The sequence below is a fragment of the Natronorubrum bangense genome, assembly GCF_004799645.1.
GTDB lineage: Archaea > Halobacteriota > Halobacteria > Halobacteriales > Natrialbaceae > Natronorubrum > Natronorubrum bangense.
Genome location: NZ_CP031305.1, coordinates 2,284,414 through 2,308,548 on the forward strand (window position 1 = coordinate 2,284,414; position 24,135 = coordinate 2,308,548).

24 protein-coding genes are annotated in these 24,135 nt (G+C 60.5%); 16 read left to right on the forward strand and 8 right to left on the reverse strand.

Translation table 11 applies throughout. The features are described 5' to 3' along the window. The first annotated feature begins 142 nt into the window (after nucleotides 1-142). The 3 genes from DV706_RS11400 (at nucleotide 143) to DV706_RS11410 (ending at nucleotide 3,912) form a co-directional block, all read left to right on the forward strand. Nucleotides 143-1,252, forward strand: coding sequence for an OBG GTPase family GTP-binding protein (locus DV706_RS11400; protein WP_006067418.1), 1,110 nt, complete (start codon nucleotides 143-145; stop codon nucleotides 1,250-1,252). Nucleotides 1,253-1,356: 104 nt separating this feature from the next. Beyond that, entirely contained in the window at nucleotides 1,357-3,072 is a 1,716-nt protein-coding gene (locus DV706_RS11405; protein WP_006067417.1) for a Na+/H+ antiporter NhaC family protein, read from the forward strand. 48 nt (nucleotides 3,073-3,120) lie between these two features. After that, entirely contained in the window at nucleotides 3,121-3,912 is a 792-nt protein-coding gene (locus DV706_RS11410) for a VOC family protein (RefSeq protein WP_006067416.1), read from the forward strand. Nucleotides 3,913-4,009: 97 nt separating this feature from the next. Here DV706_RS11410 and DV706_RS11415 read toward each other — a convergent pair whose 3' ends face one another. Further along, nucleotides 4,010-5,068: a hypothetical protein gene (locus DV706_RS11415; RefSeq protein ID WP_006067415.1), complete on the reverse strand. Its 1,059-nt coding sequence runs from the start codon at nucleotides 5,066-5,068 to the stop codon at nucleotides 4,010-4,012. 509 nt (nucleotides 5,069-5,577) lie between these two features. Between DV706_RS11415 and DV706_RS11420 the strand changes: the two genes are divergently transcribed. The 3 genes from DV706_RS11420 to DV706_RS11430 all read left to right on the forward strand — a co-directional run bounded on the left by DV706_RS11420 (nucleotide 5,578) and on the right by DV706_RS11430 (nucleotide 10,852). Then, a complete protein-coding gene (locus DV706_RS11420) occupies nucleotides 5,578-8,013 on the forward strand; it encodes a BGTF surface domain-containing protein (RefSeq protein ID WP_006067414.1) in 2,436 nt (811 codons plus the stop codon). A gap of 345 nt (nucleotides 8,014-8,358) precedes the next feature. Next, nucleotides 8,359-9,243 (forward strand): IS1595 family transposase, encoded by an 885-nt coding sequence (locus tag DV706_RS11425; RefSeq protein WP_136350863.1) that lies wholly within the window; start codon nucleotides 8,359-8,361, stop codon nucleotides 9,241-9,243. Between the two features lie 40 nt (nucleotides 9,244-9,283). After that, entirely contained in the window at nucleotides 9,284-10,852 is a 1,569-nt protein-coding gene (locus DV706_RS11430) for an HTTM domain-containing protein (protein ID WP_006064231.1), read from the forward strand. A 119-nt stretch (nucleotides 10,853-10,971) separates the two neighbouring features. Here DV706_RS11430 and DV706_RS11435 read toward each other — a convergent pair whose 3' ends face one another. Next, entirely contained in the window at nucleotides 10,972-12,285 is a 1,314-nt protein-coding gene (locus DV706_RS11435) for an FAD-dependent oxidoreductase (RefSeq protein ID WP_006064232.1), read from the reverse strand. Between the two features lie 140 nt (nucleotides 12,286-12,425). Here DV706_RS11435 and DV706_RS11440 point away from each other — a divergent pair, with 140 nt between their 5' ends. From DV706_RS11440 to DV706_RS11455, 4 genes are all read left to right on the forward strand, one after another. Beyond that, complete coding sequence (locus tag DV706_RS11440) at nucleotides 12,426-12,710, forward strand: DUF357 domain-containing protein (RefSeq protein ID WP_006064233.1); 285 nt, start codon at nucleotides 12,426-12,428, stop codon at nucleotides 12,708-12,710. Between the two features lie 317 nt (nucleotides 12,711-13,027). Further along, a complete protein-coding gene (locus DV706_RS11445; RefSeq protein ID WP_006064234.1) occupies nucleotides 13,028-14,005 on the forward strand; it encodes a transcription initiation factor IIB in 978 nt (325 codons plus the stop codon). Between the two features lie 116 nt (nucleotides 14,006-14,121). Continuing rightward, nucleotides 14,122-14,301 (forward strand): DUF7836 family putative zinc-binding protein, encoded by a 180-nt coding sequence (locus tag DV706_RS22070; protein ID WP_083901986.1) that lies wholly within the window; start codon nucleotides 14,122-14,124, stop codon nucleotides 14,299-14,301. 265 nt (nucleotides 14,302-14,566) lie between these two features. Continuing rightward, on the forward strand, nucleotides 14,567-14,803 hold the full coding sequence (locus tag DV706_RS11455; protein ID WP_006064235.1) for a UPF0058 family protein: 237 nt from the start codon (nucleotides 14,567-14,569) through the stop codon (nucleotides 14,801-14,803). A gap of 153 nt (nucleotides 14,804-14,956) precedes the next feature. Here DV706_RS11455 and DV706_RS11460 read toward each other — a convergent pair whose 3' ends face one another. Then, nucleotides 14,957-15,454 carry a DUF555 domain-containing protein gene (locus DV706_RS11460; RefSeq protein ID WP_006064236.1) on the reverse strand — a complete coding sequence of 166 codons (498 nt, stop codon included), beginning with the start codon at nucleotides 15,452-15,454 and terminating at the stop codon, nucleotides 14,957-14,959. A 149-nt stretch (nucleotides 15,455-15,603) separates the two neighbouring features. Here DV706_RS11460 and DV706_RS11465 point away from each other — a divergent pair, with 149 nt between their 5' ends. The 3 genes from DV706_RS11465 to DV706_RS11475 all read left to right on the forward strand — a co-directional run bounded on the left by DV706_RS11465 (nucleotide 15,604) and on the right by DV706_RS11475 (nucleotide 17,244). Then, complete coding sequence (locus tag DV706_RS11465) at nucleotides 15,604-16,503, forward strand: DNA-3-methyladenine glycosylase family protein (protein ID WP_006064237.1); 900 nt, start codon at nucleotides 15,604-15,606, stop codon at nucleotides 16,501-16,503. 51 nt (nucleotides 16,504-16,554) lie between these two features. Continuing rightward, nucleotides 16,555-16,872, forward strand: a complete 318-nt coding sequence (locus tag DV706_RS11470) for a DUF3784 domain-containing protein (protein WP_006064238.1) — start codon at nucleotides 16,555-16,557, stop codon at nucleotides 16,870-16,872. 93 nt (nucleotides 16,873-16,965) lie between these two features. Continuing rightward, nucleotides 16,966-17,244, forward strand: coding sequence for an acylphosphatase (locus DV706_RS11475; RefSeq protein ID WP_049889584.1), 279 nt, complete (start codon nucleotides 16,966-16,968; stop codon nucleotides 17,242-17,244). Between the two features lie 43 nt (nucleotides 17,245-17,287). On the opposite strand, the gene DV706_RS11480 is transcribed toward DV706_RS11475, so the two are convergent. Then, nucleotides 17,288-17,794 (reverse strand): hypothetical protein, encoded by a 507-nt coding sequence (locus DV706_RS11480; RefSeq protein ID WP_006064240.1) that lies wholly within the window; start codon nucleotides 17,792-17,794, stop codon nucleotides 17,288-17,290. A gap of 260 nt (nucleotides 17,795-18,054) precedes the next feature. Here DV706_RS11480 and DV706_RS11485 point away from each other — a divergent pair, with 260 nt between their 5' ends. Next, complete coding sequence (locus tag DV706_RS11485; protein ID WP_006064241.1) at nucleotides 18,055-18,489, forward strand: hypothetical protein; 435 nt, start codon at nucleotides 18,055-18,057, stop codon at nucleotides 18,487-18,489. A 120-nt stretch (nucleotides 18,490-18,609) separates the two neighbouring features. Here the strand turns inward: DV706_RS11485 and DV706_RS11490 are convergent, their stop codons facing one another. Next, complete coding sequence (locus DV706_RS11490; RefSeq protein WP_006064242.1) at nucleotides 18,610-18,966, reverse strand: hypothetical protein; 357 nt, start codon at nucleotides 18,964-18,966, stop codon at nucleotides 18,610-18,612. 143 nt (nucleotides 18,967-19,109) lie between these two features. Here DV706_RS11490 and DV706_RS11495 point away from each other — a divergent pair, with 143 nt between their 5' ends. Further along, nucleotides 19,110-20,537 (forward strand): bifunctional ADP-dependent NAD(P)H-hydrate dehydratase/NAD(P)H-hydrate epimerase, encoded by a 1,428-nt coding sequence (locus DV706_RS11495; protein ID WP_049889583.1) that lies wholly within the window; start codon nucleotides 19,110-19,112, stop codon nucleotides 20,535-20,537. After that, nucleotides 20,530-21,030, forward strand: coding sequence for a cyclic pyranopterin monophosphate synthase MoaC (gene moaC, locus DV706_RS11500; RefSeq protein ID WP_006064244.1), 501 nt, complete (start codon nucleotides 20,530-20,532; stop codon nucleotides 21,028-21,030). The genes DV706_RS11495 and moaC overlap by 8 nt, the downstream gene beginning before the upstream one ends. Before the next feature lie 175 nt (nucleotides 21,031-21,205). Here moaC and DV706_RS11505 read toward each other — a convergent pair whose 3' ends face one another. The 3 genes from DV706_RS11505 to DV706_RS11515 all read right to left on the reverse strand — a co-directional run bounded on the left by DV706_RS11505 (nucleotide 21,206) and on the right by DV706_RS11515 (nucleotide 24,135). Further along, nucleotides 21,206-21,949, reverse strand: a complete 744-nt coding sequence (locus DV706_RS11505) for a beta-ketoacyl-ACP reductase (RefSeq protein WP_006064245.1) — start codon at nucleotides 21,947-21,949, stop codon at nucleotides 21,206-21,208. 168 nt (nucleotides 21,950-22,117) lie between these two features. Further along, the gene (gene phaC / locus DV706_RS11510; protein ID WP_006064246.1) at nucleotides 22,118-23,590 is read right to left on the reverse strand and encodes a class III poly(R)-hydroxyalkanoic acid synthase subunit PhaC; all 1,473 of its coding nucleotides are present in this window, start codon (nucleotides 23,588-23,590) and stop codon (nucleotides 22,118-22,120) included. Next, nucleotides 23,587-24,135 (reverse strand): hypothetical protein, encoded by a 549-nt coding sequence (locus DV706_RS11515; protein WP_006064247.1) that lies wholly within the window; start codon nucleotides 24,133-24,135, stop codon nucleotides 23,587-23,589. Before DV706_RS11515 ends, phaC begins: the two co-directional genes overlap by 4 nt.

Genomic DNA, 24,135 nt, shown 5'->3' on the forward strand with positions numbered 1-24,135 from the left:
ATTATTTTTCATGCTGTTTATGCCTGTCGAATCTCTCGAGTAAACGACTGTTCGTTAATACGGACAATGATAGCGATACACACGCGCATTCGGCAGGTCGCATGGAAAGTGTTTTTCGGCACGGGCGGTTGGATACAGTCAAATGGGGCTCGAGGAGGAGATCGACAAGATCGAAGAAGAAATCGCCAACACGCCCTACAACAAGTCGACAGAGGCCCATATCGGCCGGCTGAAGTCGAAGCTCGCGGAGAAAAAGGAGAAGCTCCAGAATCAGAGTTCGGCTGGTGGCGGAACCGGCTACTCCGTCGAGAAACACGGCGATGCGACTGTTGCACTGGTAGGCTTTCCCAGCGTCGGCAAGTCGTCGCTGTTGAACTCGCTGACGAACGCCGAAAGCGAGACTGGGTCCTACGAGTTCACGACGCTTGACGTCAACCCGGGGATGCTCCAGCACCGCGGGGCAAACATCCAGATGCTCGACGTGCCAGGGCTGATCGAGGGCGCAGCGTCGGGGCGTGGTGACGGCCAGCAGGTGCTGGCAGTCGTCCGAAATGCTGACCTGATCGTCTTCGTGCTCTCGGTGTTCGAGATCGAGCAGTACGACCGACTGCAAGAGGAGCTGTACGACATCAACATCCGCGTCGACAAAGAACCACCGCGGGTGACGGTGCGACCGAAGATCAAAGACGGCATCAAGATCACCTCGAGCACCGAGCAAGACCTAGACGAGAAGACGATTTCGGACGTCCTCCGCGACCAGGGCTACGTCAACGCCGACCTCAACCTGCAAGAGAACGTCGACATCGACCGACTGGTCGACGGCCTGATGGAAAACCGCGAGTACATCCCGTCGATCACGTGTGTCAACAAGGTCGATCTGATCGAACCCGACTACAAAGAACAGGTCGACGAGCAGCTCCGTGAACGTGATCTCGACCCCGAGGAAGTGACGTTTATCAGCGCCGAGGAGGAGAAAGGACTCGACGTCCTCAAGGATCGCATCTGGGAGAACCTCGGCCTCATCCGCGTCTACATGGAGAAACCCGGCCGCGGCGTCGACTGGGAAGAACCGCTTGTCGTCGAAGGCGGAACAACCGTCGGCGAAGCCATCGAAAAACTCGGCGGCGAGATGGAAGAGCGGTTCCGTTTTGCCCGTGTCACCGGCCCCAGCGCGACCCACGACGAACAACAGGTCGGGAAAGACCACGTCCTCGAGGACGAAGACGTGCTCAAGCTGATTTTGCGTCGCTAACGCGTCTCTGAGACGGCCAGCGCGCGTTTCGTACAGCGACCTGTGCGTGATCGCTCACGTCTTGAATGATCAGGATTATCCCGATGCTCGATGAGTAACCGGGTATGTCGGAATTTGGGGCACTGTCACTCGTTCCACCGTTGCTCGCGATCGTCCTCGCGATCGTGACGCGCCGGCCAATGCTCTCGCTGTTTCTCGGGATCTGGTCGGGTGGTATCATTGCGACTGGCGGTATTGGTATCGGACGAACGTTCGAGTGGATCACCGAGTCGATCGGGGACGTGTTTCACGCGAACATTCTGGTGTTTACCCTGCTTCTTGGCTCTGGCGTCGCCCTGATCTGGCGACTCGGCGGCGCGACCGCCGTCCGCAACTGGGCGACCGAACGGCTCGAGACCCAGCGCAACACCGGGCTGGCGACGTGGATACTGGGTATGGCTCTGTTCTTCGATGACTACGCCAACACGGCCATCGTCGGCTCCACGATGCGTGAGATCTCCGATCAGATGCGGATGTCCCGCGAGAAGCTGTCCTACATCGTCGACTCGACGGCTGCACCCGTGGCGACGATCGGGCTCTCGAGTTGGGTCGCGTTTCAGCTGTCGATGATCGACGAGGGGTACACGAGCCTCGTCGAGAGCGAGGCCCACGACGTGGCCGCGGCCGACACACCGGGTGTGTTCGAAACGTTCGTCAGCTCGATCCCGTTCAACACCTACTCGCTGCTCGCGATCGTGATGGTCGGACTCATCGTCATCTCGCGGCGCGATTACGGTGAAATGCTCACCGCCGAACACCGCTCCTGGCAGACTGGAAAGGTCAACCGCGACGAGGCACAGCCGCTGCAGGAAGTCGAAAAGGATCTCGGCGCACCGATCGATGACCGACCAATGCTGCGGACCTTCTTCGCACCGATCATCGTGTTGATCGCCGTGACGCTTTCGGGTGCGTTCTGGACTGGGTACCAAGACTGGCTCGCAGAACAGGCCGAGGAAGGCGCGACAACGTCGCTCGAGACTGCTATGGGCGACGACGGTGTCGTCCAGGTGCTCGTCGACGTCGTCGGCGCTGGCGACTTCGCAGCTGCGCTCGTCTGGGGATCGTTCGCGATGGTGGTGGCCGCCATCGCCATCGGGATTGGCTACGATCTCTTCGATATCGGGGACGGCATCGAAACCGTTCTCGAGGGATTCAACCTCATGCTGACCGCCGTGACGGTGTTGGTGCTTGCGTGGTCGATCAGTGCAGTTGCCGATGATCTCGGGACGGGGACCTACGTCGCCGGCGTCGCAGAAGGCGTCGTCTCGCCCGCCGTGCTTCCGATCGTCGTGCTGTTCGTTGCTGCGTTCGTCGCCTTCACCATGGGGTCGTCGTGGGCGACGATGGGGATCGTGACGCCGATCGCGATCACCGTCGCCTACGACCTCACGGGGACGTTCGAACTCATGCCAGTGATGGTCGGCGCGGTGTTCTCGGGTGCGATCTTCGGCGACCACACGTCGCCGATCTCCGATACCTCCGTGCTCTCGTCGACGTTTACGGGAGCCGACCTCATCGATCACATCCGCACGCAGCTGTACTACGCCGGGACCGTCATGCTCGTGGTCCTCGTCTGCTACGTGCTGTATGGGTTCCTCGGCGTCTCGCCGCTTTTCTTCCTCCCGCTGGGCGTTGCCCTGCTGGTCGGGCTCGTCTACAGCTTCTCCGAACTCGACGCTCTCCGCAAAGGCGTCGATCCCAAGGCCTCGACAGTGACACGAGACACCGACAGCCAGCAGCCGGCGACAGATTCCAGTTCGTCCCCGGGCGAGTTCGAGTAAGCCGCCGTCTCCGCCACGTTTTTGCCGCTTGCAGGAGTGATTTCGCGTATGGACGGAACGCTCGATCACACCATGCTTCGCGTCGCAGACCTCGAGGAATCGCTCGACTGGTACCAGACCCACCTCGAGTACGAAGAGAAAGACCGCTACGAGGGTGACGGCTTCACCATCGTCTATCTCGGTCCCGAAGACATGCACGAAGACGGGGCGTTGCTCGAGTTGACCCACAACGAGGGCGAGGACGACCTCGCGGTCGGCGACGCCTGGGGACACGTTGCGGTTCGGGTCCCCGAAGGCGAACTCGAGGCCCACTACGAACAGCTGATGGACGAGGGCGTCGAGGACTACCGCGATCCGGAAAGCTGTGGCGGCCGCTATGCGTTCGTCACAGACCCCGACGGCCACGAGATCGAGATCGTCCAGCGCGACCAGGGTGCGCTATGGTCGCTCGACCACACCATGATCCGCGTCGAAGACGCCGACGAGGCGCTTGGCTACTGGGTCCGGAAGTTCGAGTACGACGAGGTCGGCCGCTGGGAGTCGGACACCTTTGCGAACTACTTCGTCGAGCCCACGGACGCCGCCGACGAAGCGATGTCACTCGAGTTGACCTACAACTACGACGGGCGCACGTACGAACAGGGCGACGCCTGGGGCCACCTCTGTGTCCGCGTCGACGACCTGCAGGACGATTGGGAGCAGTTGCTCGAGCGTGAAGCACCCGACTACCGCGACCCGGAGAGCAACGACAACATGTACGCCTTCACGAAAGACCAGGACGGCCACGAGATCGAGCTGCTCGAGCGCGACCCCGAGGCCGACTCGTTGTTCCCGTTCTGAGCTGGCGCGTGTCGTCGACTGCGCCAGCAGTTCGGTCGGCAGTTCGCGCCGACCTCCACTCAGTTTTGCTCTGTTCGCGCTGCGGCCGTTCGGTCAGTTACCCTTCGAGGACGGCAGTGCCGTCCCAGAACGCCGAGACGGACACTCGATCGTCATCGACGTCGAACGTGACGTCGTCGGCCGAGGTCCCCATGCGGTCCTCGAGTGTGGATTTGGTGTCGTCGTCAACCGACTGCTCGAACGTCATCGCAACCTCGGCGCTGACGTCGCCGTCGATCGTGAGCGAACTGACGAGTCCGGTCACATCCTCGAGTTCGTCTTCGGCAACCTCGTCCTCGCCGACCTCGTCGTCTGCCTCCTCGAGGTCACCACTCATGCCGAAGGCGATCTGGCCGTGGCCAGCGGTCTCGAGAAGCCAGCCGACGTTCTCGAGGGTGTCCGTCGCCCCGTCTGCATCACCGGCGTTGACAGCGAGTGGCTGTGTGACAGCGTCGACGGCATCGATGTCGCCGTCGGCGGTCGCGAACACGATCGCGTCCTCGCTGACGGCGATCGTCGGCGACATCCCGTCCTCGACTGGCTCGTACAGCTCGAAGCCGTGGAGCTCGTCGGTTCGTTCGTAGACTGCCTGCATCGAAAACTGGTCGTCAGGCTCGTGAGTGAGCGTCTCGTCGATCTCCTCGGTGTCGATCTCGCCGGCCAGCACGTAGCTCTCGTTGACGACGAGCAGTTCGTCGATCGACGTCTCGAACTCGGTCTCCGCCGTGCCCTCGGCGTCAATCTCGACGACGCCGTCGAGTCCAGTGCCCAACAGCCCGATCCCCACGCCCAGCCCGACGACAAGCGAGCCGACCGCAGCCATCTCGAGCATGAGATCGTCCGCGTCGGTGAGTTCGCCGTCGCCCTCACCGAACGGCGCTTCGGCCTCGTCGAACGACGGCACGTCCTCGAGGGCGGCCTGGTCGAGGTAGGCGAACATGAGTTCGTCGTCGCTGGCGGCCAGCCATCGCTCGTAGCTCGGGTACGATGGGCTGTCGTCGTCGTCACTGCCGTTGGCGTCGTCGTCATCGTCTCCGAGACAGCCAGCCAGCCCAGCGGTCGAAGCGGCGGCGGTCAGTCCAGTCAGCTGCAACAGTCTGCGTCGGTTCGCGTTCATACACACACGTGTCGTGATAATAGTAAACCTGTTCTGGTTAGTGACTGTCACCGATCGATGGCTGTTCGTGACGGCCCCAGCGAGCATCAGTCGCCTCGAGTGACAGTCCACTTGCGTTGGTTTCGACGCTGTTAGTAACACTCTAAGCGACTGTCTCGGTCGGCGTTATGCCCCGCAGTGGCGAGGAGACGGGCTCTCGCTCGAGAACGCACTCATTTTGGCCGGTTTTGGCGCTGCTTTCACCCCCTAATACTCCCTTGCGAATGTATCTCACGATACGTTATCAATTCGAGCAAACAGCTTCGAACCCGGCGCAGTCATGCGTTCTTGGGTCGATCTCTCGGAGAAATGAACTACTGGAATATCCAGAAAGCTTATTACGCGATGCTTTATACGTTTGGATACCCCTACCCGGTGCGAGTCAGTGTGGGGTCCCCACATTGGTACCATGCTCGCACTCCGACCGAATCGTGCGACGACTAACACAACACGAAACACAAGACAACTTAATGACAAACGAAACTTCATATCGCGAAAAGGGACGCGCCCTGTTCCTGGCCGCGCTTATGGTACTGTCGGTTGTTGCGATGTCCGCAGCGTTTGCGGGCGGCGCAGCGGCGACAGCTAACTTAGATGACGACAATTACGATGTTGGACCGACTTACACAGATGCAACTGGTGAGGATGGTCTGGACGGGAAAGACGTCTGGATCGGCCAAGAGGTAACGATTGGCGCCGCTGACGATGCGGATGGAGATAAGATCGACGCCTCCGGTGTCGAAATCCACGAAGGTCTCGAGAGCGATGACTCTGACCGAGTGACGACCGTCCGCGTTCGTGACGGACAGGCAACCTTCGACTCGTCTAACCTCGAAGAGGGCGAGCCATACCACCTCGAAGTCTCGGACAGTAACTGGGACGGAGTCGAGTTCTGGGTCGAGTCTGAAGACTTCGATGCTGACTTCAGCTCCAACATCGTCAGCGATGACGGTGACGTTGATCTGGAAATCAGCTCCGACCGAGACTCCCAGTACGTGAACATTACGGCTGAGGACCTCGATGCAGAGGAACTTGCCGACCTCTTCGGTGAGGGTGAGGAATTCCACGATGACGATGACGTCCTCACGCTCGAACTCTCGGATGATCAGTCAATCACTGCCGACCTTGATGGTGACATCGAGGCTGGTGAATACGACTTCGAGTTTGACGTCACCGACTCGAACGCCTCGGACACGGCCACTCTTGAAGTGACCGACGAGGACGCAGACTACTACTTCGTTGATGTTGATGATGTCAACCAAGGTGACTTCGCTGAGATCACCATCGGTGTCGAGCAGGTCGACAGCGCAATGGTCGTCCTTCACGAAGAGGATATTGACTTCGCCTCTGCTGTTGAGGTGACTGACATCGAGGACGACGAAGTTGTCCTCCAGTACAACACGGACCAGCCTAGCAACGATAGTGCTTGGAGCGTTCACGACGATTACGACGCTGACGTGGGCGATGCCTACCACTACCTCGACGGCGACAAACTCGAGCAGCCACTTCCAGTCCACAACTGGGACCTGAACGTTGGTCCTGGTGCAGACATGCAGCAGGATGCACTGGATGATGATGGCGACAAAACGATCGACATCGACGAGTTCAACGACTTCGACCGTGACCGACTCGTCGTTAACGAACACGCTGGCTTCGGTGACACGGTGAGTTCCGTCGCACCAGCTGACGAGACCGTTGACGATCTCGAAAGCGTCGACGAGTACGCTACCGAGTCGAACGTCGTCGCAGAGCAGGATCACTTCCTCCTGACTCTCGAGGACTTCGGCGCTGAAGCCGCGATCGAAAGCCTCGACGAGGATGAGTTCGTCGTCGAAATCGCACAGACAGAAGCAGACATTCGTGGGGACAGCACGAGCTACTTCAACAGTAGTCTCGACACAGACGAAGAGGGCGACGATGACGAATACGCTCTCTCCGTCGATCTCCTCAACGAAGACGCTGACGAGTACGACGGTGACCTCATCTTCGCAGTTGCAGCTGACGACCTCAACTACGAAGATGCTGAACACACGGTTACCCTCACGGTGAGCGAGGACAACGACTACGTCGGTGACGAGGAATACGAAGCGGAACTCGACATTGACTTCGAAGAGCGCGACCTCGACTGGGATGACATCGAGTCGCTCCCAGCTAACGACGACGCAACCGCAACCGGTACGACGAACGTCGCACCAGGTACGGAGCTCGAAGCCGAAGCCGACTCGCCAAGCGATGAAGGCGGATTCGTCGACTACACGAGTGCTGTCGTCGCTGACGACAACACGTTCGCAGCCGAATTCGACCTTGAAGGCGAAGAAATCGGTTCGCTCTTCGACCTCACTGCTGAAGACGACTCCGTCAGCAGTGACTACGCAGCTGAAGACGCAGTGCTCGAGGACCTTGTCCTGACTGAGGGCGACGAAGAGCCTCCAGAGGAAGGTCTCGAGTGGGACGTTGACGTCGACCCAGCAGAGCCTGTTGAAGGCGACGACGTTGACGTGACGGTCTCCGCCGAGAACGTCGGCGAGGAGATGGAGAACGCCTCCTACGAGTTCTACTTCGCTGGTGACCTCCTGCTCGATGGCGACATCGAACTCGAGGGTGAAGAGTCCGAATCGTGGACCGACACTGTCGAAGACGCTGAAGCCGGCGACTACGAGTGGGAGCTCAAGGTCGACGGTGACGTCGAATCCGACGGTACGCTGACCGTCGCTGAAGAGGACGAGCCAACTGACGACGACGCTGACGCTGACGCCGGCGACGCTGACGCCGACGCCGACGCTGACGCTGACGACGACGGCGAAGCTGACGACGGCGAAGACGACGGTACGCCCGGCTTCGGCGTTGCTGTCGCTGTTGTCGCACTCCTCGCAGCCGCAATGCTGGCACTCCGCCGCCAGAACTAAGCTGTAACCAACTACCGGATTTCATCCGGCTCTTGCCGCATTTCGACTTTTTTGGGCCCCATCGCACCCAGAGCACTTCGCTCGAGTAGCGACAGCACTCGAGACCCGTGTATCTAGCGCCGAGTGAGCAGCCGCCATCGAAACGACGGGCTGTTCCCAGTGGCTACCGCACAACCGAGTGAACACTAAAAGCGCTATTTGACCGAACACCAAGCTTATGCCATCTTACTGGAGAGTCCTGATTGATAATAGATCGAGCGCTCTTCGGAAGCAGATTGTTGGTCGAACAGAGCTGGCGCTATGAAAGCGTAGCGGGCAAGGGTGATGCGTCAGCATCACCCGACTATGTTTCCAATTGAAGTGTTTCGTTCGGAGGCGAGCGCCGCGAACCTGCTGGAGCAGGTTCGCTGGCGCGAGGGCCTCCAGTGCCCGCGCTGCCAGTCTGAATCGGTGATCAAGTACGGCAGCTATCGAGAGTATCAGCGGTATCGCTGTAAAAATTGTGGACGCACGTTCAACGACAAGACCGGCACGATCTTCGCGCACGCGAAGATCAGCCTCGAGAAGCTGTTGTTCGCGTTCTACTCGTTGCTCCGGTTCAACACGAGTATCCGCCAGTTAGACGCTGAACTTGATGTCTCGTATCGGTCGCTTCACCGGCGCGTCGAGCGCTTCGCCAGAACGCTCGACGCGCCTCGCATCGATCTCGTTGGCCCAGTCGAGATTGACGAGTTCTACGTCTCCGCCGGGAAGAAAGGCCGCGAGCGCGACCAACCGTCGCGCTCGCGTGGCCTGTCAAAACGTGGACGAGGAAGCTACGACGGAGATAAGCCACCTGTGTTTGTCCTCGTTGATCGCGGTAGCGATCAGCGATACGTCATCCCGTCGAAATCCGCCGACGAATCAACCGTGCGACTCCTCCTCGATAGCCACGAGGAGGAGTCGCTGACAGTCTATACCGACGGATTTCGTGCCTACGACCCATTAGAGAAGGACGAAACGTACCAGCGAGAAGCGGTTATTCATGGCGAAGGCGAGTACGTTGATGGAGACGCACACGTGAATACGTGCGAGAGCCACGCGTCGCTGGCGCGACGGTGGCTCTCGCCCCATCGAGGCATCTCGAAGAACAATCTCACTGCGTATTTCAGACTCTTCGAACTTCGCCGGGAAATCCTACGCAAACCCGGGCGAGACGCCCTGAAAGAGATTATTCGAACTGTTCTCTGACTCACCAACAATGTCCTTCACAAGAGCGTAGATCGAGATAATGTCACAAGACACACCCAGTTCCGCCACCCGGGACCGGCTTGCCAGCGGGCTCGACTGGATCGGGCGTGCAACGCGGCGTCGGTTTGCGATCGATCCCCGTGCGCTGGCGGCGTTTCGAATCTCGCTTGGGGTACTGCTCCTCGTCGACCTGCTGCGACGAGCACGACTGCTCGAGGCGTTCTACACCGACGCCGGCGTGTTGCCACGGGAGGCACTGTTTGCCGACTACTCGTCGGTCTACTCGCTGCACGCCCTCTCCGGTGAGGCGTGGGTCCAGGGACTCCTGTTTCTGGTCGCCGGTGGGTTTGCCCTCGCATTGATCTGTGGCTATCACACACGCGTTGCAACGCTCGTCTCGTGGCTCCTGTTGATCTCGCTGCACATCCGCAATCCGATGCTTCTCAACGCTGGCGACACCCTGTTGCGGATGTTGTTGTTCTGGGGACTGTTCTTGCCACTCGGCGCTCGGTGGTCGATCGACGCCCGGCGACTCGAGTCGACTCGAGACCGATCACAGTCGACGCTGGCCACCGTTGGGACGATGGCCGTGCTCTTGCAGGTACTGCTGATGTACGTGGTCAACGCCATCCACAAAACCCGGAGTGAGATGTGGATGGGTGGCGAGGCGGTGCTCCATATCTTCGAAGCCGATCATCTGACGATCCTGCTCGGAAACACACTCGCAGGAAACTCGCTGCTGTTAGAGGGGTTCACCTACGCGTGGATGGTGCTCATCCTTCTCTCACCGCTGCTGATTCTGCTCACCGGAATCCCTCGAGCCGTGTTCACGACGTGTTTCGTTGGGATGCACCTCGGAATGCTCGTCACACTGCGGATCGACCTCTTTCCCGTGATCGTTGTGGCGGGTCTGCTGCTGTTCTACCCGCCTGTCGTCTGGGACTGGGTCACGACACTGGCAACGCGTCTCGGGATCGCTGCACCGCTTCGCCGTGGGCTCGATAGACTCGAGACAGCACTCCCCGGGACAGGGATTGGCGACGTGCGCTCTGAGAGCGAGGAGACATCCGTGCGTTCGGCAATCCTCTCGCGTGGGCGTGTGCTCTTCGGGACGGTGGTCCCCTGGCTCGTCCTCGTGCTGGTCGTGCTCTCGGGTGCCGAAGCTGTCGATTACACGGAAGTCCCGGACGCTGGTAACGAGGTGCTGGATACGATCCAGTCCAGCCAGAGCTGGCAGATGTTCGCACCGAATCCAACCTCGACCGCCCAGTGGCTCGTCGTCCCTGGAGAGTTGGCAGATGGCTCGACGGTCGACGCACTGCACGAATCCGAGGTCGACTGGGATCGACCGCCAAACGTCGATGAGACCTACGAAACCTCTCGAGAACGAAAATACATCTCGAACATGCGCTATGCCGGCAACGAGAACCATCGCTCGTACTTCGCCAACTACCTCTGTGAACGCTGGAACAGCGAACACGAGACTGAACTCGAGAGCGTCACTGTCTACGGCATGTCGGACCGGTCAGGGCCGTACGACGACGACCCAGACGTTGCGGAGTTTACGCTGCTCGAGTACGACTGCTCGGGCGAGTTCATCCAGAACTAGGCTGTCGGGTTAACCGTCGAATGTTATCCGTTGTAACAACGTTCCTGCCGTCTGCTTCTGGTCCAAGGTAACCGGCTACTCACAGACAGCCGGAATCGATCGTCGGTAAGAGCGCGCCCTCAGTCGTCTGCTGCAGCCGTCTCAGCCTCACCCGTCGCTTCTGCGCGCTCGAGATTCTCGAGATACTCATCAGCGTCCAGTGCGGCCTTCGAGCCCATACCGGCCGCGGTGACCGCCTGCTGGTAGTGGAAGTCGACGACGTCGCCAGCACCGAAGATGCCGGGGACGTGGGTTTCGGTCTGGCCGCCACCGTCGCCGCCTGTGGTCTCGAGGTAGCCCTCGTCGTCGGTCACGACGCCGGTGCCCTCGAGGTAGTCGGTGTTGGGGGTGTGGCCGATGGCGAAGAAGACGGCACCGACGTCGAACTCGAATTCCTCGGTTTCGGGGTCGTCGAGGCGGTCGGTCGGGTGGCCCTTGTCGTTGCGGACGAGAGTGACGTGGTCGATGCCGTCCTCACGGGTGCCGTGGAGTTCGGTGACCTCCGTGTTTTTCATGATCTCGATCTCGCCGTCCTCGACCTTCTCGTGGACGCGGTCGATCCAGTAGTCCTCCGCGCGGAACTCCTCGCGGCGGTGGGCGATGTAGACGGTATCGGCGAACTTGGTGAGGAAGGTCGCTTCTTCCATGGCGGCGTCGCCACCGCCGACGACGAGCATGTCTTCGTCGCGGAAAAAGGCGCCGTCACAGGTCGCACACGTCGAGAGACCGTAGCCCATGAGTTCCTCCTCGCCGGGGATGCCGAGCGTGCGGGCGCTCGCGCCTGAGGCGGCGATGAGGGCGTCCGTGGTGTAGACATCGCCGTTGGTCAGTTCGACGCGGAACGGCTTGCTCGAGGCGTCGACGTTCTCGACGATGCCGTTTTTGAGCTCAGCGCCGAACTGCGTGGCCTGTGCTTTCATGTTGTTTACGAGTTCGGGGCCGCTGATCCCCTCGGGGAAGCCGGGGTAGTTCGCGACGTCGGTCGTCAGCGTGAGCTGGCCACCGGGTTCGTCGCCTTCGATGACCAGCGGCTCGTTGTTCGATCGGCCGGCGTAGATCGCGGCGGTGAGGCCGGCGATCCCGGTGCCGGCGATGATGAGGGTTCGGTGTTCGACGATATCGTCGCTCTCGAGTCCGAGCTGTTCGTCCAACTCGCCCGTTTCGTTGAGGGCGCTGGTGTCGTCCCAGCCGCCGATGAGTTCGTCGTCGATGAACACTTCAGGAGCGGTCTTGCGGCCGTTAGCGCGCTCGACCATCTCCTCGAAGCGCTCCTCGTCACCCGTGACGTTGTAGGTCTCGTACTCGATGCCTTTCGCGTCGAAGAGGTCCGTGGCCTTGACACAGTACGGACAGTTCTCCTTGGTATAAATCTCGACTCGAGGCTGGTCGCTCATGCCCAACAGTTGGGAAACTGGGCCTAAACGCCTTGCGTTCTCAGCAATCGCCTGTTCGAACTATTGTGACAAACGGGGGCGTTCGGAGTCTACTCGCCGGACGACGACGCACTTACAGTGTCGACGACCGACCATCGACTATGGCTGCGGATCTCGAGGAGAAGACGGATCGGTACGGTGAACTGCTCGCAGAGGCACTCGAGGCGGCATCGGTCGCTCCACCCACGGGGACCCCGATGGCCGAGGCAGCAGACGAGTGTTACGAGATGGCGTCATCGTATCTCGAGGATGGAACCCACTTCCGCGAGGAGGGCGACCTTGTCAACGCACTGGCGTCGTTCTCGTACGGCCACGCATGGCTCGATGCAGGGGCACGCGTGGGGCTGTTCGATGTACCAACAGAGGGACACCTGTTTACTGTCTGAACGACCATATATAGTGGTCAGTGGACATTAAAATCCCATTTCGAACGCTGAATAGATCTCTCGGGGAGGTGAAACGATAGCAGGTAAGCAGTTAATATCGTCTTGAGTGGTTGTGATGACAACAGCCAGACGCTGGCGATGCCATCCCACATAATTAATACATATATAACCGAAACATATATACCTGTTTCCCCGATTAGTTTATAAAGTAGGCGAAATCTTTATAACCCTTACGGGCTTACTATACGTTAGCCGAGGCGACCGGGTTTCTTCTGGTTACCCCACCCGGGAGCCCCGAGTAACTAACTCGATACACTATGACAGACACTCGAATCAGAACCTATACGGACGAAAAGGAACAGGAAAAGGAAGAAACGACCGAGCGGTCGGGTGAGCAAGAGCACTGCCCAGAGTGTGGTGGCCGTCTCATCACCGACGAAGAGCACGCCGAAACAGTCTGTACGGACTGTGGACTCGTCGTCGAGGAAGACGAGGTCGACCGTGGTCCCGAATGGCGTGCCTTCGACGCCAGCGAGAAAGACGAGAAGTCCCGCGTCGGTGCCCCCACGACGAACATGATGCACGACCAGGGGCTGTCGACGAACATCGGCTGGCAGAACAAGGACGCATACGGACGCGCCCTCTCAAGCCGCCAGCGCCAGAAGATGCAGCGCCTGCGCACGTGGAACGAGCGGTTCCGCACTCGCGACTCGAAAGAGCGCAACCTCAAGCAGGCCCTCGGCGAGATCGACCGCATGGCCAGTGCGCTCGGCCTTCCAGAGAACGTACGCGAGACCGCCAGCGTCATCTACCGACGCGCCCTCGAGGAAGATCTCCTCCCAGGCCGATCGATCGAAGGCGTCGCGACGGCCTCGCTGTACGCTGCCGCCCGTCAGGCCGGCACACCACGTAGCTTAGACGAAATCTCGGCCGTCAGCCGCGTCGAGAAGATGGAGCTGACCCGAACCTACCGGTACATCATTCGGGAACTCGGCCTCGAGGTCAAACCCGCCGACCCTGAACACTACGTCCCGCGGTTCATCAGCGACCTCGATCTCTCGGATGAGACCGAGCGCATGGCTCGCGAACTGCTCGAGTCGGCCCGTCAGGAGGGCGTCCACAGCGGTAAGTCGCCGGTCGGCCTCGCCGCCGCCGCGGTGTACGCTGCCGCCTTGCTGACCAACGAGAAGGTCACCCAGAACGACGTCAGCGACGTCGCCAGCATCTCCGAAGTCACCATCCGAAACCGGTACAAGGAACTGCTCGAGGCCTCCGATACAGCAACTCCCGCATAACAACGAACTGTCGGGTGTGTGTCATCGGGTCTAGCCGTTTATTTTGGGTTGGGGCCGACCGATCGGCGAGCGAACGTGCGACAACACTTTTGAGTAGTGGTGTGTAATAGCGTGCCATGGACCAAACGTCCGTGAAACTGTTGTGCCCCGAATGTGCGAAAAGCTGGCAGAGTCTACCTGGTGAACTTGATGCGCCTGCGACGATGTTCCATTGTCCCAACTGTCACGCCTCTCGGCGACTGTCCGAGTTTATGCGAACGGACCGCGACCTGCAGACGCTGAAGCAACTCGGCTGACCGCGGTGCAATGGAAGCTATTCGTGGCTTTCAGTCAACAATATTTGCGGGTTAATTGCTCAAACACGATGTTGGAAAAATGAAGGAAATAATATATTGTAGTAGTAACACCATCTTATACTCGCTCCCTTCCGCCAGTATTCGGATAGTAGGCCTGGCTTTCAATCACATATCCCTTATGACACACAGGATATCGTATTAGAGGTGCGTGTTAACGAGACTCAAGATAATAATATAACCCTGCAGTGGGTAGGCTTGCATGGTTATGAAGAAGCAGGAGCTCATTCACCTTCACGGCCTTCTCGCGGAGGTATCGAACCAGTGTGCAGCGTGGGATGACTGTCAGATCAATCTCGAGGAGTACGAATCGCTTGGTATTCGACCGACATCGATTCATAAATCGAAAACTGATCATAAAGCAGCTGTCTTTGCGCTCGCCGGTGGAATTACAATGAATATGCGTGAAGACGGACAGGAAGCAGTCGCCGCTACCGCAGACTGAGAAATTCGTCGCCTCCTTCGATCATTGCAACTCCGTACTGACAAGTCTCGTGCTGGGCGATAGTTTCAGTCGCGACCGTCAGCCGATTGCAAAAGCAGAACCGAATTAATCGGTTATTCCACCAGGAAACAGTCGGGACCTCACTCGCTGCGGTCAGTCTCGTTCGACTAAATCCTCGAATTCGGGAAGAATGTCGTCGTCATCGGTCTGTTCAGCATCGGTTTCAGATGGCTCATCTGCAACCGATGGAGACTCGTCTTGGTCGGTGTCTTCGTCCCCGTCAGAATCGGTCTCTGACGCCTCTTCGTCGTCTTCGTCCTCGAGTTCGTCGACCTGTAACACCTCGAGCGGGATGTTCTCGAGGCGCTGGCCGATCTCCTTGCGGGCGATCCGTGAGGCGTGTTCCTCGCGCTCGACGTTGAAGACGGTCATCTCCAACTCGAGTGCAACGAGTGCTTCGTCGGCGGCGATAAAGGCAGGTGGCAACTCCTCGCCCGCTGGCGACGTGCGCTCACCCATATTGATCTCGACGTAGTTCAAATCAGGGTTCAACATTTCGCCCGTTTTCGAGATGGCGATGCGAATCGCCTCGTCTTCCGTCTCGACATCGAACACCGGCACGGCAGCCTCGACGACAACCCTGCAGTCCATACCATGGTATTGTCTCGCCACCAGTATGAAAGTTCGCCCCAACAGATGAATCGGCCGCCGACAGGGAGTCTGCGTGGTTGCGATGCCGGCATCTATCGCTGTCGTCCGGTTCGAAAGGCAAAAGCATACGCCCCCGAAGGCACGGACAGATGGAGACAGGGACGATCACTCTCGACGGACTCTCCGGCGGCCTCGATCTGTACCGCACGCTCGAGAGCGGCCAGAGCTACTGCTGGCGACGGAGCGATGGTGAGATGTACGGCGGCTCGCCTGCGCCCGACGCGTGGTATCACACCGTCGTCAGCGGGCCAGAAACGGACTCGGACGCCGTGATCCGTGTCCGCGTTCGCGATGGGCACCTCGAGTGGGAGTCGACGGTCGACGCCGAACCGCTCGTCCGCCGGCTGTTACGATTGGACGACGACCTCGAGTCGATCGTCGCGGCCGCGCCGGACGATCCACTGCTGGATGAAGCTTACGCGGCTCACCGCGGGATGCGACTGGTCGAAGATCCATCCTTTGCCTGTCTGATCTCGTTTATTTGTTCGGCCCAGATGCGTGTGGGCCGAATCCATGGCATGGTCTCGACGCTAGCCCGCGAGTACGGCGACCCGATCGAGTTCGACGGCGACGTCTACCACGCGTTCCCGACGCCAACCCAGCTCGCAGCAGCGACCGAAGCAGAACTGCGCGAGCTCGGCCTCGGCTATCGAGCACCCTACGTCGTCCGTACAGCGAAGATGGTCGCCGACGGCGAGGCCCACCCCGAGGAAGCACGCGACCTCGAGTACGAACAGGCTCGCGAGTATCTGACCAGGTTTGTCGGCGTCGGCGACAAGGTGGCCGACTGCGTCCTCCTCTTCTCGCTTGGCTTCGACGAGGCCGTGCCGCTGGACACGTGGCTCAAGTCGGCGATTGAAGAGTACTATCCCGACTGTGATCGCGGCTCCTACACGGCGACCTCGAGAGCGATTCGGGACCGATTGGGGGGCGAGTATGCGGGCTACGCACAGACGTACATCTTTCATCACCTGCGGACCGGGGAATGACCCCAATCCGAGACGACGAACTTTTTGTTAGCTAGTTGATTATAGTGGCGTATGAGCGCCGAGTCGCCGCTCCTCCTTGGTGTCGCTGCGGGGTTCGTTGGGCTCCTGGGCGTCCTCATCAAGCACGCCGGCGCAGTGCGGTTAATCGCAGGCTACGACACGGACCGAGTCACCGACGAAGCGGGACTTGCAGAGTTCATCGGGACGAACACGCTCTACGTGGCTGCGCTTCTCGTTTCCGTCGCAGTCGTCGAGTACACCGATCCGTTCGACGGAACAGCGGTCGTCTGGATCGTGTTCACCATCAGCGTCATCGGGCTCGCTGCTCGCATGATCGTTGGCAGTCGTCGCTACGAAACGTCGGAGTGAGCGCATGGGTCAGTGGCTGGCAACTCGAGCGATGCCGCGGTGGGACCCCGACAGGGAGCCGGATTTTTGACGGTCGCACTCGAGAGTCCAGTCATGACGGATCGAACCCGCGCACACGTCTTCGTCTCCGGAACCGTCCAAGGCGTCTACTACCGTGCAAACACGCGTGAAACAGCCCGCGAGAAGGGTATCGACGGCTGGGTGAGAAACCTCGAGGATGGCCGCGTCGAAGCGGTTTTCGAAGGGCCTGAAGCCGCCGTCGAGTCGATGGTCGAATGGTGTCACACGGGCAGTCCCGCAGCCGACGTCGCAGACGTCGATGTCGAGTACGACACACCACAGGGTGAGGACGGCTTCGAAATTCGGTACTGAACCACCTCGTGTGGGGTCGCCATCACTCCCATCCCAAGTCGGCCTATTCGTCCGACTCGAGTGCTTGTAGCGCCGCCTCAAGCCACGGCGGCTCGTCGGTGTACTTCCATTCAGCCCACTCGGCCTTCTCGCCGGCGTAGTACGCACGGTACGCGCCGACGGGGTCGCCCGGCCGTTTGTACTCGTCGGGCATCGCCTGTGGCCGCGGCGTCGGCTCCGTGGTCGGAAACGCGATCTCGGTGGGGTCGATGCGCTCGATTACTTGCCAGCTGGCGTGGTCGTCGTCTTTGTCATACCGCTCGACGAACTCGGCGTTGAGCGCCCCAGCGTGGTCGCGCAAGCGAAGCCAGTTGGCTTTCGATTCCGCGGTCCACTTCGTGACCGGGTGGCCGACGTGGGTCGATCCATAGAGGAAGTCAGCCTCATATCCGTTCTCTCGAGCTGCCGTACAGAGCATCTGTGCGGCCTCGAGCAGCAGCTTATTCACGTGCTGGTCGCAGTGATACCGTGCGGCGAGGCGTGGATCCTCGTCGAGCCAGAAGACGTTCACATCGAACGGAGGTGCCCAAAGAACGAGACGCTACCGGTCAGAACGCCGGGTCTCAGAAAATGAGAGCGAGTGGCTCCGCACTGGCGAAGCCAAGCAGTGCGATCACGAGCGAGCACGTGATGGACAGAACGGCAGTGTACACACGATCACCGACAGCCCTGCCTCAGAACGAACGCACAACCGTCGTTATCAGTCGGTCTGATCGCGCCGACTGAACGGCAAAGCGGAGGGTTCATTTTTACGAACGCAGAACTGTCTGTATGGTCTCGCGACGACAGGTGCTCACGGCAGCCGGAGCTGGAATCGGGATCGGTGTCGCGGGCGTCGGAGTAAACGAGTCACTTCACCGCGGAAAGGTCTGGGAGAAGTGGATTCGTGGACGACGCGACGGCGAGAACGACGACCTCCACGTCGTCATCGCGGATACCACCACCCAGTCACCGTACGTCACCGAACGGTTCGAGGACGCCGACGTATTCACCCGCTCAGAAGAGAGAGCGCCCGTCGTTACCGAAGAGACAAAAGCGACGCTTCAGGACCACTACGACGGCCTCGAGTACGGCGTCATCGTCAGCACGACCGGCGAAAGACAGATTCGCGAGGGCGGAACGGTCTCTCGCGAGGCATTCAACGACGTCCAGATCTTCGACGAGGCGACCGCGGTCGCGGCCAGGGGACGGTTCCGGTTACTCTAGTCCCCACACGCTTTTCGCAGCCGCGGGTGTTCAATCAAGCCAGAAACCGTTCACAGTGAACCGGGGGCCGGCGATACGAGCGCATGTCGCTCGAGAGGGCCGTCGTCGGTGAGGAAAGCGTTATGATTCGGCGGCGGTGCTCCGATAGCCGGCAGTGAACTCGTATGCGACGAGAACGATCAGTAGCGCTGCGACGAGGCCCGCAATGAGCAGCCGTTCGCCCGGGTCTGCGCTGGAAAACCCGAGCATCGCGATTACGAGTGACAGGACAGCAGCGATCCGAACGCGCTGTCGGCCGGGAACGTCGTCGTCGGTGACAGCGAGATACAGTTGCGGCACGACGATTCCGATTCCAGCTAGAACGACGAACGTCACCACGGCACTCTGTGCACCGATGCCCGTAAGCCCGATGCCGACCACGGCGAGCCAGACGGCCAGAAGTGAGCCGATGAGGACGCGGTTTTCGCGGGAGACCATATGACAGACTATCCTGTTAGCCCCATTACCTCTTTGGAACTGTTCACGATCCAACGTCCACGGGCCGGTCCGGCGGTCGACTCTCTCGAGAGAAGGGACACACTCCCACACGCTTAACGCGCCCGCGGGCAAATCCACAGGATATGATTACAGGCAAACGGATGGCTGCCGTCGACGAGAACGCGGCAGCGCTGGGCGTGCCGCGAAAGCAGTTGATGGAGTCGAGCGGGCACGCCGTCGCTCGCGAAGTGAAAGACCTCACAGAGCCGGGCGCTCGAGTCGCGATCGTCGCCGGCCGGGGGAACAACGGCGGGGACGCGTTCGTCACGGCGAGATTTCTCGATGCGTACGATGTTACCACCCTGTTGCTCGGCCGTGCGGAAGCCATCGGCACGCGGATTTCGAAGGAGAACTGGAACGCACTCGAGTGCGCCGACTACGACACCCGCGAAGTAACCGACTCGAGTGCGTTCGACCTCCCCGAAGCCGATGTGATCGTCGACGCGATGCTTGGGACGGGAATCAGCGGCGACCTTCGAGAACCGGCAGCGACTGCAGCCGAAGCGATCAACGCCGCCGACGCGACCGTCGTTGCGGTCGATGTCCCCTCCGGCTTCGACGCTGACGAGGGTGACCACGCCGACAACGGTGTCGAGGCCGACCACGTCGTCACCTTCCACGATGAAAAACCGGGACTGGCCGACCTCGAGGCCACCGTGGCGGTCGCGGACATCGGGATTCCGGCAGCCGCAGAGCGCCTCGTCGGACCGGGCGACGTCGCCCTCGCACGCCCTGATAGCCGGACAGGACGCGCGTTCGTCATCGGTGGTGGCCCCTACACTGGTGCACCGGCACTCGCCGCACAGGCCGCGCTCCGAACCGGGATGGAGCTCTCATTCGTCGCCGCACCCGAGTCCGTCGCCGGCGAAATTCAGGGGTACAGCGAGGATCTCATCGTCCAGCCCTATGAGCACGATATCCTCACGCCGGCACAGGTCGACGACCTCGTCGACACCGCAGAACGCTATGACGATGTCGTCGTGCTCGGCCCGGGGCTGGGCACCGCCGACGAGACGCTCGAGGCAGCCCGCAAGTTCCTCGAGTCCTACACCGGCCCGGCGGTCGTCGACGCAGATGCTCTTGCGATTGTGCCCGGCCTCGAGACCGACGCAACGCTGGTCTGTACACCCAACCGACGCGAACTCGCGCGGATGGGCGGGCCGGATGTGGACGCACTGGCCCCAGTCGCAGACGAGATCGAAGCCTTCGCGGCAGCGCTCGGTCACGTCGTCCTCGCAAAAGGTGTCGACGATGTCGTAACCGACGGCAACCGAACCCACATTAGCCGCTCCGGAACGCCCGGAATGGCGGTCGGCGGCACCGGCGACACGCTCGCTGGCGTCACCGCGGCGCTGTTAGAGCACGCAGGCCCACTCGAGGCCGCGGCGGCGGCCGCACAGGTCAACGGCCTCGCGGGCGAACGCCTCGCCGACCGAGATGGCAACGGTCTGCTCGCCTCCGAACTATGTGCGCAACTCCCAGCAGTGCTGTGGGGTGAGAGCAATGAGTGACGAGACGACGGGCCACGCCGAAGAGCTGACACACACCACTGACGAGGGCGATGTTCAGATGGTTGACGTCGGCGACAAACCCGATAGCAAGCGTCGCGCGGTCGCAGCCGGCGAGATTCGTCTCCAGCCGTCGACGATTGAGGCGATCCGCGAGGATGGCGTCGGCAAAGGCGACGTCCTCGCGACGGCCCGTATCGGCGCGATTCAGGCCGTCAAACACACCTGGGAGACGATTCCGATGTGTCATCAGATTCCGATCACGAACGTCGACACCGAGTTCGACCTCCGAGAAGACCACATCGAACTCGAGGTTGCGGTCGGGACAACGGGGAAGACGGGCTGTGAGATGGAGGCCTTAGAGGGCGTCACGACCGGGCTCAACGTCGTCTGGGATATGGTCAAAGCCGTCGAGAAAGACGACGAGGGGCAGTATCCCGACACCGGCATCGAGAACGTGCGGGTGCTCACGAAGGAGAAACATCGAACGGAGTAGTATCGTAACAACTGAAACGGGTTCTACACCGAGCGCACGATGGCTGTGCGCTCGGGTGTGTACTGACCGTCAGTGGCTACGACAGCAGCTCGATTCGGAGGGCGTTCCGAGGAGGAGATAGAGAGTTGAGGACGTGATTTGCGGGGCGAACGGTCCGGCAGCGTAGCGATGAGCGCTAGAGGTCCATCCCGCCGTTGACGTCGATCACTTCGCCGGTGACGTAAGAGGACTCCTCGCTGGCGAGGAAGCGAACGACGGCGGCGATGTCTTCGACTTCCGCGAGTCGCTCGAGAGGGATCCCCGAAATGATTCGCTCGAGGACCGAATCCGGGACGCTCTCGAGCATGTCGGTCGCGGTGAAGCCGGGGGCAACGCAGTTGGCCGTCGACCCGCCTTTGGCGAGTTCGAGCGCGATCGTTCGGGTGAAGCCGAACATCCCACTCTTGGCGGTGGCGTAGTTGGCCTGCCCGAAGTTGCCCTGTTTCCCGACGACACTCGAGATGTTGACGAGCCGGCCCTCGTTGGCGTTCCAGATATCGTCGAAAAACACCTGCGTGCAGTTGAACATCCCGCCGAGGTTGACGTCCATGACTCGATCCCACTCCTCACGGCTCATGTCCGTAAACTGTTCGTCGGCCGTGATGCCGGCGTTGTTGACCAGCACGTCCGCCGGGCCAAACGCCTCGTGGCAGACCTCGTGCATGTGCTCGACCTCTGCCCGGTCGGAGACGTCTGCACGCGCCGCAACCGCCTCACCACCGGCCGATTCGATCGCGTCGACGGCCTCGTGAGCAGAGCCCTCCGACGAACGGTAGTTGATCACGACGTTTGCACCCTTTTCACCGAGGTGTTGTGCGATTCCCCGTCCGATACCACGTGCCGAGCCTGTGATGACGCAGGTGCGTCCTTCCATCGACATGATGCATACCTATTGTAGCTCCGATGGTAAATAATAACCTGTTGGATATTGGAACCGAACTGGTTCGGCTCCACAGGAGTTATCACTGACAGAGACAGTTGCTGGACAGCAGTGTCGGGAGACACGGCGGAAACCGAGTGAAAAACGAGTCGTGGTCCGGTGACGACGTCAGCGGTTCCGTGCCTGATCGGCCCAGTCCTCGATTCGACTCGGCGAGATGCCCGTCTCGCTGGCGAGGTCTGCGACGTCGGCTTCGGCAAGCTGGTCGAACGTCTCGATACCAGCGTCGGCCAGACTGTCCGCGTACGCCTGTCCAACACCGTTGAGGTCTGTGAGGTCGTCCGCGCCGACGTCGGTAACGGACTGGTCGTCGGCGGTCGTCTCAGTCGGCTCTGTGGTCTCGGACCCGACGTCTTCTATGTGTTCGGACTCGACGCCCGTCCCGCCATCGGTGACGTCCTCGAGACTGGATTGGCCGCCAGCATCAGCAGCGACCGCTGTGTCCGTGTCCGTGGTCGTTTCGGCCGAAACCTCGGCCGCGGCCTCAGTTTCGGTCCCGTTCGAGCGCGCTTCGAACCACTCACAGACGTCCGGCCACAGCTCGTCGTGGCTGCGTGAGGAGACGGACATGCCGATGTGGCCCGTTGCGAACTCGAGAATCTCGGTATCGTCGGACGAGACGAACTCGTTGAACGGTTTGGAGGCCTCCGGCGGGATGAGGTGGTCGTACTCCGCGACGATCTGAAGCAGCGGCATGTCGATGTTCTCGAGGTCGACGTGTTTGCCGTCAAGATAGAGTTCATTCTTGATCAGTTTGTTCTCCTGATAGATGTCGCGGATGAACTCCTCGTAGACGACGCCGGCGACGTCGATCCCCTCGTCGAGCCACCGCTCCATGCGAGCGAAGTTCTCGACGAAGTCCTCGTCGTCCATGTTCTCGTAGAACCGGACGTACTTCGTCACGTTGTTTGCGACGGGGTCCATCAGCGCGAACCCGACGTCCAGGAACTCGGCCGGAACGTTGCCGAACGTATCCGTCACCGTCTCGGGGTCGTAGAACTCTTCGCCACCCCAGAGTTCGAGCACCCCACCGTCACCGGCAAAGCAAAGTCCAGCGGCCATCAAAGCCAGGTTCTGGACCTTTTCGGGGTGTAACGACGCGTACATGGCCGACATGGTGCCGCCCATACAGTAGCCGAGAATGTTGACCTTCTCTTCACCGGAGCGTTCGCTTACGACATCGACACAGTTGTCGATGTAGCGGTTGACGTAGTCGTCGAGCGACAGCTGTCGATCCAGCTTCGACGGCTCGCCCCAGTCGATCAGGTAGACGTCGAAACCGGCCTCGAGCAGCGTCTGGACGACCGAGCGGTCGGGCTGAAGATCGAGGATGTACGGCTTGTTGATCAGCGCGTAGACGATGAGGATCGGAACGTCGTGTTGCTCCTCTGTCATCGGCTCGTAGTGGAGGAGCTTCAGCTTGTTCTCCTCGTAGACGACCTCGCTCGGCGTCTGTCCGACCTCGGCGTTCTCGAGCGTTTCGGTTCGCTCGGGGGCAACCTGGCTCTTTTCGGCCAGATCGGCGGTCGCCTCCCAGGCCTCTCGTTGCATATCCAAGACGGTTGCGTACGGGTTTTTCATTGTTCGTCGTCCAGGTGCTCGAGGATGCGATCGAGTTTCTCCTCGACGGCGTGTTGCCGACGCTCGAGTTCGACGAGGCGGTCACCAACCTCGACGACACCGTCCTCGGTTGCAAAGCCGAGCGACCGCAAGGTTTCCTGGGACGCCTCGTCGGCCTCCTGTTGCAGTTCGAGCACGTCGCCGACGGTTTCGCCGGTCATTTTGGCGAAGGCGGTCGTCGACATGACGTCTTTGAACGCCTCGTTGGCCGTGTTCAGCCAGATGTCACGGAACTCATCGACGTCGACGTCCTCGCCCTCGAGGGTGTCGTTCATCCGCTCGACCATCTGCTGTGAGGCGTTCATCCACGTCTCGTAGGCACGGGCGTACCCCTCGACACCGTCGGAGAGCTCGTTGTCCTCGCTGACCTCGCCGACGGTCTCCGACCAGCTCTCGACGAACTCGGCCTGGGCTTCCATGTTGTCCTCGAGTGCGTCGAGAAACTGTTCATTCCACTGTTCGACAAACGCGTTCCAGTTTTGCATCTGGGGCTGTGAATCTGTCAT